Annotated in this window: 19 protein-coding genes; 5 read left to right on the top strand and 14 right to left on the bottom strand. The window is 24.0% G+C overall.

The window, feature by feature from the left end; all coding sequences use genetic code 4:
- Window positions 1–74: 74 nt before the first annotated feature.
- Window positions 75–401 (top strand): S1 RNA-binding domain-containing protein, encoded by a 327-nt coding sequence (locus tag ACZ91P_RS09615; protein ID WP_465155471.1) that lies wholly within the window; start codon window positions 75–77, stop codon window positions 399–401.
- Between the two features lie 207 nt (window positions 402–608).
- Here ACZ91P_RS09615 and ACZ91P_RS09620 read toward each other — a convergent pair whose 3' ends face one another.
- From ACZ91P_RS09620 to ACZ91P_RS09630, 3 genes are all read right to left on the bottom strand, one after another.
- Entirely contained in the window at window positions 609–863 is a 255-nt protein-coding gene (locus ACZ91P_RS09620) for a hypothetical protein (RefSeq protein WP_465155473.1), read from the bottom strand.
- A 48-nt stretch (window positions 864–911) separates the two neighbouring features.
- Window positions 912–1244 (bottom strand): hypothetical protein, encoded by a 333-nt coding sequence (locus ACZ91P_RS09625; protein WP_465155475.1) that lies wholly within the window; start codon window positions 1242–1244, stop codon window positions 912–914.
- Between the two features lie 210 nt (window positions 1245–1454).
- The gene (locus ACZ91P_RS09630) at window positions 1455–2177 is read right to left on the bottom strand and encodes a hypothetical protein (RefSeq protein ID WP_465155478.1); all 723 of its coding nucleotides are present in this window, start codon (window positions 2175–2177) and stop codon (window positions 1455–1457) included.
- Between the two features lie 91 nt (window positions 2178–2268).
- On the opposite strand from ACZ91P_RS09630, the gene ACZ91P_RS09635 reads away from it, so the two are divergent.
- From ACZ91P_RS09635 to ACZ91P_RS09645, 3 genes are read left to right on the top strand one after another with little or no spacing between them, the layout of a single operon-like run.
- On the top strand, window positions 2269–2571 hold the full coding sequence (locus tag ACZ91P_RS09635; RefSeq protein WP_465155481.1) for a hypothetical protein: 303 nt from the start codon (window positions 2269–2271) through the stop codon (window positions 2569–2571).
- Window positions 2572–2598: 27 nt separating this feature from the next.
- Window positions 2599–2904: a hypothetical protein gene (locus tag ACZ91P_RS09640; protein WP_465155484.1), complete on the top strand. Its 306-nt coding sequence runs from the start codon at window positions 2599–2601 to the stop codon at window positions 2902–2904.
- A complete protein-coding gene (locus ACZ91P_RS09645; RefSeq protein ID WP_465155487.1) occupies window positions 2894–3319 on the top strand; it encodes a hypothetical protein in 426 nt (141 codons plus the stop codon). The genes ACZ91P_RS09640 and ACZ91P_RS09645 overlap by 11 nt, the downstream gene beginning before the upstream one ends.
- Window positions 3320–3452: 133 nt before the next feature.
- Here ACZ91P_RS09645 and ACZ91P_RS09650 read toward each other — a convergent pair whose 3' ends face one another.
- From ACZ91P_RS09650 to ACZ91P_RS09690, 9 genes are all read right to left on the bottom strand, one after another.
- Window positions 3453–3755 (bottom strand): hypothetical protein, encoded by a 303-nt coding sequence (locus ACZ91P_RS09650; RefSeq protein WP_465155489.1) that lies wholly within the window; start codon window positions 3753–3755, stop codon window positions 3453–3455.
- A gap of 422 nt (window positions 3756–4177) precedes the next feature.
- Window positions 4178–5311, bottom strand: coding sequence for a hypothetical protein (locus tag ACZ91P_RS09655; RefSeq protein ID WP_465155491.1), 1134 nt, complete (start codon window positions 5309–5311; stop codon window positions 4178–4180).
- Between the two features lie 353 nt (window positions 5312–5664).
- Complete coding sequence (locus ACZ91P_RS09660; protein WP_465155493.1) at window positions 5665–6918, bottom strand: hypothetical protein; 1254 nt, start codon at window positions 6916–6918, stop codon at window positions 5665–5667.
- A gap of 13 nt (window positions 6919–6931) precedes the next feature.
- Window positions 6932–7201 carry a hypothetical protein gene (locus tag ACZ91P_RS09665; RefSeq protein ID WP_465155496.1) on the bottom strand — a complete coding sequence of 90 codons (270 nt, stop codon included), beginning with the start codon at window positions 7199–7201 and terminating at the stop codon, window positions 6932–6934.
- A 371-nt stretch (window positions 7202–7572) separates the two neighbouring features.
- The gene (locus ACZ91P_RS09670) at window positions 7573–8547 is read right to left on the bottom strand and encodes a hypothetical protein (RefSeq protein WP_465155498.1); all 975 of its coding nucleotides are present in this window, start codon (window positions 8545–8547) and stop codon (window positions 7573–7575) included.
- Window positions 8541–8975 carry a hypothetical protein gene (locus tag ACZ91P_RS09675; protein WP_465155501.1) on the bottom strand — a complete coding sequence of 145 codons (435 nt, stop codon included), beginning with the start codon at window positions 8973–8975 and terminating at the stop codon, window positions 8541–8543. Before ACZ91P_RS09675 ends, ACZ91P_RS09670 begins: the two co-directional genes overlap by 7 nt.
- Before the next feature lie 86 nt (window positions 8976–9061).
- On the bottom strand, window positions 9062–9397 hold the full coding sequence (locus tag ACZ91P_RS09680) for a hypothetical protein (RefSeq protein ID WP_465155504.1): 336 nt from the start codon (window positions 9395–9397) through the stop codon (window positions 9062–9064).
- Window positions 9397–9759 (bottom strand): hypothetical protein, encoded by a 363-nt coding sequence (locus tag ACZ91P_RS09685; RefSeq protein ID WP_465155507.1) that lies wholly within the window; start codon window positions 9757–9759, stop codon window positions 9397–9399. Before ACZ91P_RS09685 ends, ACZ91P_RS09680 begins: the two co-directional genes overlap by 1 nt.
- 206 nt (window positions 9760–9965) lie before the next feature.
- Complete coding sequence (locus tag ACZ91P_RS09690) at window positions 9966–10214, bottom strand: hypothetical protein (protein ID WP_465155509.1); 249 nt, start codon at window positions 10212–10214, stop codon at window positions 9966–9968.
- Between the two features lie 727 nt (window positions 10215–10941).
- Here ACZ91P_RS09690 and ACZ91P_RS09695 point away from each other — a divergent pair.
- A complete protein-coding gene (locus ACZ91P_RS09695; RefSeq protein ID WP_465155512.1) occupies window positions 10942–12717 on the top strand; it encodes a hypothetical protein in 1776 nt (591 codons plus the stop codon).
- A gap of 14 nt (window positions 12718–12731) precedes the next feature.
- On the opposite strand, the gene ACZ91P_RS09700 is transcribed toward ACZ91P_RS09695, so the two are convergent.
- Together ACZ91P_RS09700 and ACZ91P_RS09705 are read right to left on the bottom strand one after the other, a co-directional pair.
- Window positions 12732–13235, bottom strand: coding sequence for a lipoprotein (locus ACZ91P_RS09700; protein WP_465155514.1), 504 nt, complete (start codon window positions 13233–13235; stop codon window positions 12732–12734).
- Window positions 13236–13336: 101 nt separating this feature from the next.
- Window positions 13337–13924, bottom strand: coding sequence for a nucleoside 2-deoxyribosyltransferase (locus tag ACZ91P_RS09705; protein ID WP_465155516.1), 588 nt, complete (start codon window positions 13922–13924; stop codon window positions 13337–13339).
- Window positions 13925–13933 lie beyond the last annotated feature (9 nt).

Consider the following 13933-nt stretch of genomic DNA (forward strand, 5'->3'; position numbering starts at 1 on the left):
AATTCCTGCAAATGATTTTTATAGTCTTAATGATATAATTAAAGCATTTAAAGAAAGGAGGTATATTTAATTTTATGTATAAAAAAGGAAATAAAGTTAATGTTAAAATAACAAACATTACACCTTATGGTGCTTTTTGTAGAGCAGAAAAGGCTGATGGTTTAATTCATATTAGTGAGATTTCAGATTACTTTGTTAGAGATATTAGAGATTTTTTTGATGTTGGTGATGAAATTGAAGTTGAGATACTAGATTTTAATTCAGTTAGAAAACATCTTAAATTAAGTTATAAAAATTGTCATCCTGAACTATTGAAAAATGATGATGGTAATAAAATACAAGAAAAATCACCTAGTTTAGAAAAATCATTAAATACTAATTATTTAATAAATAAAAAGTAAATAAAATTTATAAATTTTAGAAGGTTTTTAAAACCTTTTTTATATTCCCATTTTAAAACGATATGGATAAGAACCATAAAACAAAGCATCATATGGGCCATGGTACATTTTACTATCGGGTGTGTTTGTTTTGGTATCACTAAATCTTAGTTCACTAATGCACTTATCTAAAAATGGAAAATTATTTAAAATGCCATATATTTTGCCTTAGACAAACATTTTTCTTATTCATCTTACACGATTGATTATACCCGCTTCTTTATTCAACGAAGTTTGATGTTTTTTAGCTTTAAACATTTTAATTTTATAACCCAAATAAGGGTAAATATCTTCTTGCAATTTTTGCATAAAATCGTGGGCATTAATATCATAATGAAATGTAGCATATTCAAAACCATAAAATTTATCAAAAGTATTGATTATTCATTGTCCGTAATGTTCAACTATTTCATTTAAATTCATTGCGTTTTTTGGGGTAACAACATTTTCTTCAATTAAATATTTATCATATTAATTATTTTCATTAATTTTATAACCACTAAATAAAAACACCGTGTGGTCTTCACTACCATTAGCATAATCCACACCAATTGAATAACTATCAAATTGATACTGTTTTGTATTGGAATTATAAAAATCTTGTAAATTATACTCTTTAATATATTTACGATAATTTCGTAAAACATAAATACTGGGGTCATTATCCTTATATTCAAAACCGTAGTATTCAAGTTCAAATAAATCAGGTCGCTCTTGTTTGTTTGTTAAAACAAGTTTTTTAGTAATATTAGGTATTTTATTTCAAACAGCACCCATTGTTAATCGTAAATTAAAAATACCCAAACCATTAAATGCTTTTTTGTTTTCTGAATATACTTGATTGTGTTCTTTTAAAATATTTTTAATTCTTTCATTTAAGGGTAAATATGGGGTTACAAATTTTTCATAAAAGACATGGTATTTATCAAAAGGATTAAAAGTAAATTGATTAGAATATGTTTTATGAAAATATGTTGTTACTGTTATGTATTGTTTTGCTATGTTGTCTCATTCTTAAAATGTTCAAGATAATTCTGTTACTGGAATAGGATTATCTAAATTATATTGTTCATTATCATTTTCGTCTATATATTTTTCATAAGATACTTTTAAACTTTTTGAACGAAACATTGAAACTCTTAAATTATTATATCTTTTATCTAGTTCTTTGTCCGTTAAAATTTCTTTTTCTTCAGCATGTATCATTTCATCTGTTCACGCCGATATAATACCACTACCTTTACCAACTTTTCCCATAATTTTATTACCATTAGCATAACCCGCAAAAGCAATGCGAACACCACTAGGAAAAACAATTTCTCCACCTTCTTTAACATTTTTATGTCAAACAATGCCATTTTCATTGTCGGGTCCTATATCAATCCCATATTTATCATATAAATAGTTACAGACATTAATTGTATCGCCAAATGTAGTATCTTCGTGAGTGTTGGCATATCTTCGTAGAATATTAGAAGAAGCATCGGTAAAATTACAAGCAAAAAATAATTTTTCTGCTATGTGATTTCATGTCTTATTAGTACCACGCCCCGCTGAAACAAACTTAAAAAAAGTTGGCGAAGTAAAATATCGGGCATAACTATCACCAACAAAATCTTTAAATACTTTTCAATCAAAGCCAAAATTATAGTCACTGAAATTTAAATCATATTTTTTATTTAAATGTTCATAACTAGTAATTCGTTTTTTGTTATTAATTTTAGTAAAATCTTTCATTTTTAATTAGCCTCCTTTTTTTGATAAAATTATTTGAAGTATTAAATATAATAATTTAAAAAATTGTTTAATTACGAAAGAAAATTATAAAATGGAATTAAAACAAAATTTATTAGGAAATTATAAAGAAAATAAAAGAATAGAAACAAAAAATGAAACTAAAAATTTCTTGATTGAAAGAGATAATGAGATATTTAAATTATATCAACAAGGACAAATATTACAAGAATACCAAGATATAAGGTTGTATCAAAAAACAATTAGAACAGAAGATGGAGATATACCTTTAAAAAGAAGAAGATATGTTAAATATGATGAAGAAAAAAATGAATATATAAATCGCTATCCTTTGGATCAAGAATTAGGTTTAAAAAAATACCAAAGAAATGAATAAAATTTAATAAATAAAATTACTTCATTTATGGGTGATGGAAAAAGATATAAAGATATTTTAGATACTGTTGAAAACGCTAATCTTAGTGAAAGAACAATATCTAATATTTTTAAAAATGTAGATTTAGAAGAAACCGATTACATTAGTAATAAAAATAACAATAAAATTAAAATTCCAAATAATGTTTTATATATTCAAGTTGACGGGGCTTTTGAACCAGAGTTGAAAATAAAATATTTCTTTCAACTATGCATGTTGATGTTGATGAAGAAAAGTCAACAAAAACCAGAAAAAAATGAAAAAGAAAAAAGGCGTTTTTCAAATGATGAATAAAAATGATAAATCTAATATTGATAATTTTATTGATAAAATTTTTAAATCAATGGATACTTATGATATTAATGAAAATACTAAAATATTAATATTAAGTGATGGTGAAAAACAAATTAAAAAAATTTATAGAGCAGTAAAAGCAAAATATAAAAATAACACTGTATCATATAGTTTAGATAAATTTCATTTATCAAATAGATTTAAACAATTATTCCCAAATCGAAATAGAATCAAAATTCATAGAATAAAATATAAATTAGCAAAAATATATTTCTTTACTGGAAATTATAAATTATTATTAGATTTTTTAATATGTCATTTACCATATGTTATTGATAATAAAAAGAAATTTTTATTAGAGACTATTGAATTAATTAAAAATAATAAAAAAGGAATTGAAAATCAAGCGTTATAATATAATATTGGTTGTCATGTTGAAGGTGATGTATCACATTAAATAATTCTAAATTATTAATATTAATTTGTTCTTTTGTTGGTGGATAGGAAAATATTACACTATTTGATTGTTTTAAAAATCAACAACCGCTTTATTTAAATAAGAGTTTTTCATCTTCAATACCATTTTTATATAAATATCATGTATCATCTTCCATTAATTGCAAATATGTATTTCTATCTTTTCCACTGATTTTAGTTCCAATAGGACAACTTTTAATTAATTCTAAGTTAATATCTTTTCCTTCAATAATTTTTTCATTTGGTTTTTCAATAAAAATATTTATATCATAATTACCATAACCCCATATTCCAGATATTTCAATTTGATTTAAAATAAATACTTTTTTATCATAAGTTATTTTAATAGTATCTTCAACTAAATCTTTAGTCATATTTGCTCAAATTCCCTTAGAATAAAGTAATCTATATCATTGCGAAAAATAGTTTAAATATTCTTCTATTTTATCATTAGATATAATTAAATTAGTTAAGTACTTGCCATATTCTCCATCTGATAATTTAATTTCTGCTGGAATAAGTGAAGGAATATTATTTGTTTCTAATTCATTTGTTATGGATAATCAATTAAAATAGTTTGCTTCTAATTGATAAATAGGGTTTTCTGAAATATCTTTGTTTTTAACAGTTACTTTAATTTCATCATCATTGTTGTTGATATTATTTTGATTTTTTAAATTTCAATCTGTAATTTGTCCTGTTTTTGGTCAAATAAAAGGTGTATTTGGTTCATCGTCATTATTTCAACGATAAACTGATTTAAAATAAGTTCCATTATCTTTATTTCAATCATAACTTACAAATCCATTTTTATAAATAAATCACCGCCAAAATGTGATGTTTTAAGTTCATATTTATCATACTTATCTAAAACTTTTTCTTTTTGTTCAAAATGTTTAAATTTAATAATGTGTCAATCATTATTTTCATTACCACGCCAAACAACAAAATAATATTTATTATCAACTTTTTTAAATGGTTTAGCATTAGAATAGACCTCTTCTCAATAATTTATTGGTATTGGTGGAATAGACCCGCCAGTAAAATTAAAATATGATGAATTTAATTTAACTTTACAATGTTCAAATTCTCAATAGCCGGTTTCTACCTCTCTTGGGTTAGACATTAATTCAAAATAATACGGAGAAAATAATTTAATATCATCATTATAACCTTTATTAATTGCGTTTTTACTATATGTGTAGTTTGATAACATATAGATAATTTGTTTAAATCTTTTAACAGCATTATCATTTAAAGATTTATAATTATCTAATTTTCAGTTTTCAAATAAACCATCAATAACATCTTTGGCTTTTTGTCCTTCGAATTTTTGGCGTAATTGCGCAGCTTTATTAGTGGGGTTACCTTTTTCATCGTATTTTGCCTCTTGAAATTTTCGATCATAGTTATAACGATATGTTAAATAATTTAACAAAACAATATTTAATTCTTTAATATCTAATAAATCTAAAATATCTTTTCCTTGAATATAGTTTTTGGCAATGTTTCACGGTAAAAAACTTTCGGTAAATCAATATTGAAATACTCTTAAATTAGGATTTGTTTCAATGGGCATTGATAACAAGGATACTAAACCATCATTTTCAACAATTGAAGATGGATAAGAATAAACACCATTGACATTACCTCAACACTTAATATTGCCAAATAACATTGATTTAGGGTATTTAATTTCAATTCCAGTAAATACTGTGTCTTCGGGCAATGATTTTTGTAATACTAAATGAATACTATTTTGACCATCAGGTAAATAAGGGCGTTTATATTCTTTGATAATATAAGATTCATTTTTATTGTCTTCGATAATTGGTTCATTAATAGATACTATTTTTAAGTCTAATGTTTCTAAAAATTCTTTGTCTTGTTTTGAAATATCATTAATTAAAATATCTTTTTCATCAATCATTACATAACTTGTGCTATTATCTTGGACTGTGGTGTTTTGTTGAATTTGTAATTTAAAATTAAAATCACTAATTTCATAACCAGTTATTTTAATATATTCATCTTTGTCAATAAAACCTATTTTAACGCTATTTTGAGAATAGTTTAAGGTTGATTTTTGCTTTGTCTTAACAAGATTATTAATTTTATAAATATATAAGGTTCTTGCACGGGCTTCTGTAAATAATTGTTCTAAATCAAGGTCGCTGTACTACGATTGACTAGCAAAATCTAACGGAATACTATCAATTGAATAATCAATTGGTTCATCATTTTCTGCTAATTGTGCTAACATTTTTTCAGATAGTTTTAACATTATTCTTGTTCTCCTTCTTTATTAGGCATATTGATAATAGTTTCGTTGTTTTTTAATTGTCTGTTTAAAGTAGCATTTACTGGTAAGCAATCATCAACAATTAACTCGTCAATATTTTTAATATTGAATGTTCTACTGTTTAAAATAGCATTATCATATTTAATTAACTTAATAATAAATTCAGTTAATTTAATTTCTCTAATATATATCATTTGTTCGTATGATGCGTTTGTTTGAATATTTACACCAGCAACTTCTGCCTGAGTTTGTTGTGCGCCCTTAGCAATGGCGGGAACATGATGTCGATTTATTTTATAGTAATTTGTTAATAATCAATCATATATTTTAGTTAATTGCTCACCTTTAAAATTACCAGCAATATAGTCTACTGGTTGAAAATTACTATCAGGGTCTCCTTCAACTAATAACAAGTCATTTTCAATAAATGATGCCAGCATTTTACTAATTTCTTGGTCAACCACACCAGTAAGTCCATTAGTATTAATAGTAAATTTACCACTATTTAATAATGAATCTAACATTATCTTTTCAGCAATAATATCTAAAATACTAACAAATTGTTTACCATAATGAGCAGAAGGCTCAAAATTAGGGTTATTAGGAATAATTTCAATTGGAATAAAATTAAGTGGTAATATTTCTTCTTTTTGTAATGTTGTATAGTTATTTCATTTAGCATCATCAATATATAAGTCGGTAATAGTACTGTATAATCGTGTTTTTAACTTTCTAATAACTTTTACTTGTTTAGTTACATAATTAATTTCTAATTTTTCAGTAATAAAAATACTCTGGTCATTTTTAATATAAGGGTCATAATCAAAAGTACAAGATACTAAATTACCTAATTCATCATACTGGTCATTGTAAAAATCAATAGTAATAAAATTAAGTTTTGAATTATTAGCAAAAATAAAATATGCACCTTTACCATTCTTATTAATTTTATATTCGTTATATCAATTCTTATTGGTAAAGTCCTGCATTTTTAAAAAGCTATTAATTAATTTAGTATCTATTTTTTGATTAGTAAGTGGATTATAAATGCTAATTTCTAAATCTCGCGGATTTAAAAAATTAGCATTATCTTCACAAATTCTTTTTTCTAAAATCTCATTATGTTTTTGAACAGTAACATTTTTACGATTAGTAATCCTTGATGCTAAATTAAGATAATAACTATCAATATCATATTCTTTTTTTTTTTTTTTTTTTGCTGGTAATAATCCCATTTATATCACCTCTTTATTTTGTATCTTCTTTTTTAATAACATCTTCAATACTATCTTCTTTTTGTTTTTTGTTATGTGTTTTGATAAATCTAATTGTTTCAATAATCAAAACTATAATTCCAGCTCCTATAAGCATTGCTGAAACAATAACATATGCTAGTCAAGAAATACCTAATGTTTTTTCTCCTATAAAACAAATAATAATTCCTGTGACAAAAAACAATGATGAAACTCCAAAGATTTTCAAAAACATAATTACATCTTTAATATTTACTTTTGGCATAAAATCATCTCCTTTCTAACTTGCTTTTTTTTCAATATATAATTTAGTCATTTTAGCAGCAGCATTTTTTGAATATATTATAATTTTTCCATTATTTCTTAATTGTGCAATTTGATTTTTATTATCAGTAGTTGTTATTCCACTTGATATATTTCCTGTAAATCCTTTATAAGTTGATAAATAAAAACTATTTAAAAATTGATTATTAACTCATACTTTATATTTATATTTATTTTTATCTTAATCTTTTATTTGATATTCACTAACATTAGGAGTTCAATCAGTAATATCTAGAATTTCTCAATTACTACTTTTAATTTGATAATGTTCATTAATATATTTTGTAGTTGGTAATGTGTCATCAGTTATTTTTAATTCTGATGTTGTACTTTTTTAATAATTTCAAAGTTAGCAATTATATTATTATTTTTAAATGAAGGGTCTCAAATTTCTAATTCACCTGTTTTTTGATTAAATAAAGCATTCGCTTTACCACTTTGAGTAGGCATTAATTTAATTCCAATTTGTCGTGTTCTCATATAATTAACAAACTCACCGCCACTAGTTGGATCATCAATTGCTAATTCATCATTGTAACCGTTTGTTACAGATATTTTACCTTTATTATTACCACCCTCAGTAATAACAAAATCATTATGATTTAATGTTTTCATTATAGAATCTGGATTAATAATATTAGCAGTATTAGATTTTCAAACTTTATTAGTTTTATCATAAAAAATAGTATCATTATCAAAGGGAACATTTATTTCATTATTGTTATTTTTAACAATAGTTTTATTGTCAATCTTAGTTTTTTCTTTTTCTATTAAAGCATCAACTTCTAATTGAGTATAATATGCTTCTAAATCAATCATTGTTAAATCAATACCTTCTTCTTGAAAAGTACGAAACATTTTCTTTAAAGTTGTTAAATTAGCCAATGATTTTGCATAGATAGGCAATAGACCTTGTCAAGTAATCATAGGGTCATTTTGCGATGAATAATTAATATCACCAACACTCATATTTGTCGAAGTAAAAAATTCAATTGGAATGCGAATGCGGTTAAATGTTCAATGCTCAATCGTAATAAACACCATATTAATACAAATTTTCTTTAATAATGGATCTTTAAATGGTTCAAACTTTAGTTTTGAAAATGGATAGTTTAAGTAAGAATTAATCATATTTTGGGCTCTTAAAGCAAATGTTTTAAATCATAATTCTACATCACCTTTAAAAAACTTATTATAATGAACTGGAACTTGTGTAATTTTACCTGTCATTGGAATAAAATTATTATAATTTTCCAAAGTAACATTTTGTCATAATTCATTTAACATTTAATCATCTCCTTATCATTTACTTTTTTAGAATATATTTTCTTTAATATAAATTTTTTACTATTTAGTAATGTTTTTGTTTTAATTGTTTTGTTTAAATCTTGTTTTGTTCTGAGTTGTTTATATGCTTGAAATACTAGTCCATTACCTAACAAACTAGTAACCGCACTATCTTCTAGCGTATTTAACAATTTATCTTTATTAAAGTTATTTTTAAATTGTTCTTGCATTTTTAATATCTTAGCAATTGTCCGATATATTTTAAAACTATCTTTTACTACTTGCTGATAAGCAAGTGGGACAAAAGAAACTAAATTAAACAAACTTGTTTTTTTAAATCCCCAACCAATAAACCACTCACTCTTCATATAGAATTTAAACGGTTCAGGAGCCAAAACAAACTGTTCTGCTTTGATTAAAGTTGTCATAACGACAATAGGGACATATTTAGGATTTTTATAATATATTGTTAAAGCAACTTCACCCGCAACTGATAAAGGAACAATTTTAACTGCTAAAAAACATCAGAACCATAAGCAAAAGGTAATAATTGACCTTTTTTAATAGCCTTAGTTTCAAATTTAGATAATATTTTTTTAGTTTTATCAGTAATTTTACTAATTACTTTTTGTTTAATAGTAATTATTTGTTTTTCAATTGGGGCTAATAATTTTTTAGTTACTTTTTGAATATAAAAATTTGGGTTTAAATGATTTAAAATTTTATTTAATTTAATTGGTGTTTGATGAAAAATATTTAATAATTTATTATTATATATTTTACTGTCCCGCATTAAATTAGCATTTAATATTAGGTTTTTACCAACACCTTTTTTATGAAGATTAGTCATTATGTTATATCACTCAAAACAATTGTTTCTGATGGAGTAAAGCCGTTTTCATATATTTTATCCATAATTTCATCATGAATTTGTAAAGCATTTGTATCATCTGCTTTTTTGCCTTGAATGGTTGTAACTGTTCCTTTATTAATAATTTCTAAAATTTTATTGCGTTTATAAGCAATTTCAGTATTCATTGCTTGCTCAATATCGGCAGCCCAAAGATTAGGATTAAAATCATTTTCTGCAGGGTCTAATTTACGAGCAAAAGTTAAAATTGTATCTAATTCAACAACTCCATCTTCAAATTCTACTGTTGAATATTTTAGAAGATTATCATCGGTATTAAATACTTGTCCATCTTTTCCCAAACCTTCATTATATTTAATATTTTTCTTTCTTTTATATGTTAAACCAAATTTATTTGCTTCTTTTCATGCAAATAAAGCTTCTCAACTAAATTTTTATTGATAAGTTTGTAAATATCATTGTTCAAATGTTTCTCGGTCTCTTTGTGTTGTTTGATTAGCAATATCGCCAAAAATTGTTTTTGGATCCATATTTTTATTCCTTCTTTCTATTTATTAAATACATTGTCTGTATCTAAAATATTGTTTTCTTTGTTTTCTACTTTTGGTACGCCCCCAGTATTAACTGTTTGTACCTTAATTAATTCATCATAAACACTTTGCAATTGTGTTTTAATGATTTCAATATCATCAGTAATATCATAAGATTTTAATAAAACATTTTTAAAATCTTCATTATATATTCTGTCATTATATATACTCCTTAATTTTTTTATTTGTTGATCAAATTTCATCATTAATATTATTTGCAGTTACTGGATAAGCACATATCATTAATTCTTGTAATTTATTTTAGTATTTAATTACTTCGCCGCCCGCTTCACTTTGGGGAGTGAGCGGGGGCGAATAGGATATTTTGATAGAGTTTACCCCCATACGGAAATAAACAAAAAACAGTTTACCCAGTTATTAATTACGCTTCATCCATCCCTACACAACTTTATACAAAGAAAATAACCTTTTGGAGTTCCAACCCTCTTGTTTTTTAGTGTCCGATATTGTTTTTTTCGGTTTAACAGCACTTTTTATGAAAACAAGCCAAAAAACACATGCTCTGACATTTCACAAGTGATTAATCTTGTCGAGAATTAAAGAAATAAATAGGAGAGTAAATCCAATCGCTTTCACACTTTCTTTAAGACTTCGTGCTATAGATGAGTTATCCATCTTTAAGCATCAAAAAATATTAAGTTTTAGTATTGCATTATTCATCAGATAGTACCTTTATTAAAAATGATATTATTAGTTGTTAAACCGAAAAAATATAATAAATCACAGAAAGGAAATTATAAAAATTAACTAGTTTGTAGGGCAAAATAGGTTAATTTTTAATTTTAAAGATACTATCTGATGAATAATGCAAATAAAAAAATCGTTCTAATAAGCGATTACTTTAATTTGTATTTAATTACTTTATTTATAATTTTTATAAAAACTAAGCTTTTTTCCGACTACCCTAAATCTATGTTATTTGGAAATATTAAATGTTGAGGAAATGTGAATGGTGTTTATTCTTATCCATCTTCAATTGTTGAAAATGCTAGTTTAGTACCATTATTATCAATCCCAATTGAAACAAACCCTAATTTAAGAGTATTTCAATATTGATTTACCGAAAGTTTTTTATCATGAAGTATTGCAAAAAACTATATTCAAAGTAAAGATATTTTAGATTTAATAAATAAAAATGGTTTAGATAAAGTTTTATTGAATTATTTAACATATCGTTATAATTATGACCGTAAATTTCAAGGGGTAAAATACGATGAAAAAGGTAATCCTACTAATAAAGCAGCAGAATTACGTCAAAAATTCGAAGGACAAAAACCAGAAGATGTAATTGATGGTTTATTTGAAAAATGAAAATTAGACAATCCAAGTGAATTACATAAAACATATGTAAAAAGAATTAAACAAGTTATCTATATGTTTTCAAATTATACATATAGTAAATATGCCATTAATAAAGGATATAATGATGATGTTAAAATATTTTCTCCGTATTATTTTGAATTAATATCTAATCCAAGAGAGGTAGAAACTGGATATTGAGAATTTGAAAATTGCAAAGTTAAATTAAATTCATCATATTTTAATTTTACTGGTGGTTCTATTCCGCCAGCGCCAATAAATTATTGAAAAAAGGTCTATCCTGATGATCAACCATTTAATCAAATTGATAATAAATATTATTTTGTTATATGACAACATCCAGATTCATTAGAATTTAAAATAACTAAATTTTTAAATAATTCTTTAGATGCATTTAAAAATAATAAAATTATAGATAGTTATAATAATTATAATCTTGTTTTAACACAATCTCCCAATATTTTTCGTATAAATGATTTAGGGGTAAAGGGTTCTTTTTTTAAAAGGTATTTTATTTATAATTTACCTAGAAAATATTTTAAATCTGTTTATTGTTGAAACAATAATAGTGAGCCAAACACACCTTTTATATCATCAAAAACAGGACAAATTACAGATTGAAATTTAAAAAAACAAAATAATAACAATGATGATAAAATTAAAGTAACTATTAAAAATAAGGATATTTCAGAAAACTCCATTTATCAATTAGAAGCAAATTATTTTAATTGACTATCAATAACAAGTGAATTAGAAACAAATAACATTCCGTCTTTAATTCCTGCTGAAATTAAGCTATCAGATGGAGAATATGGTAAGTATTTAACTAATTTAATTGTTTCTAATCACAAAATAGAAGATTATTTAAATTATTTTTCACAATGATATAAATTGCTTTATTCTAAGGCAGATTGAGGGGGAATAACTAAAAATTTAGTTGTAGATAATATTAAAATAACTTTTGATAAGCATCCAAAACTATTTAATTTAAATGAAATTGAAATATCTGGTATATGGGGTTATAGAAATTATGATATAAATATTTATGTTGATAAATCAAATGAAAAAACTATTGAAGGAAAAGATATTAACTTAGAATTAATCAAAAATTGTCCTATTGGAACTAAAGTTAGTGGAAAAGATAGAAATACATATTTGCAATTAATCGAACATGATACATGATATTTATATAAAAACGGTATTGAAGATGAAAACTTTTATTCTAATATCGCAGTTGTTATTTTCCTAAAACAATCAAATAGTGTAATATTTTCCTATCCATCTGTAAAAGAACAAATTAATATTAATAATTTAGAATTATTTAATAAAAACAATGAAAAATTGTCTTTACTTACATTAGAAATATAAAAAGTTATTTAGATTTATAAATCTAAATAACTTTTTAATTTATTTTCAACGTTTATATTGGGCTCGTTATTATTATTTCAACGATAAACAGATTTAAAATATTTTCTAGGTAAATTATAAATAAAATACCTTTTAAAAAAAGAACCCTTTACCCCTAAATCATTTATACGAAAAATATTGGGAGATTGTGTTAAAACAAGATTATAATTATTATAACTATCTATAATTTTATTATTTTTAAATGCATCTAAAGAATTATTTAAAAATTTAGTTATTTTAAATTCTAATGAATCTGGATGTTGTCATATAACAAAATAATATTTATTATCAATTTGATTAAATGGTTTTTCTTGTGGTGCTATTCATTCTAAAATACCATCGTTTGTTTTTATATTATTTTTTTCTTTTAAATCTGATAATTCTTTTTCTGTATATTGTGGTGTATTACAAGCAACTAAACTGGTTGTACTTGTTCCAATTAATACGCTTGAACTTAAAAGACTTAATATTTTTTTCATATTTATTTTTTATAATTTTTTTATAATTCTTTTCTATTAATTTCACAGCATAATAAAAAGAGTTATAAATCATATAACTCTTCATTAATTTATTAATTAATTTAAATAAAACAATCAAAACCATGATATAAAGTATCATCTCTTTCTTTAAAAATATCTTTAATATCATATTTTTTTCGATACTCTTCAATTCTTCCCGTTTCAATAGTTTTAATTGCTTCACAAGCTAATTTATGCGAATTACATAATGTCATTTGAGGAACATCACCATTATTTAATGGTTCATAATATAATGCTCCTGTAATCATTTCGTTTAAACCAAAACCAGGATATTCTCCTTTTAAAATTCCTTGATGTAAACGAAAGTCAGAAATAATTGGAAATAAATATTTATTTTTATTATGAATTGCTTGTTCAACTACTAAACCAAATTCCATATGAGTTCCTGAATCTCAACCATCTAATTCTAAAATTACATAATCTGCTTCAGTTAAACCAACATAATCTAATTCAAAAATTGCTTTATTTGTAGGACGTTCTTTTTGATTTGTTTCAAAATCAACTGGATTTCCAATAATAAAGTCTGGAAACATTTCACGCAACATATCTCCTTCACGTTTTCTTGTGTTTCATTGGGCCTCAGTAAACATACTACCCGCATTGTAAATTACTTTTTTATTATCTCTCATATTTTTTTC

The sequence above is a fragment of the Spiroplasma endosymbiont of Halictus nicosiae genome (assembly GCF_978018445.1).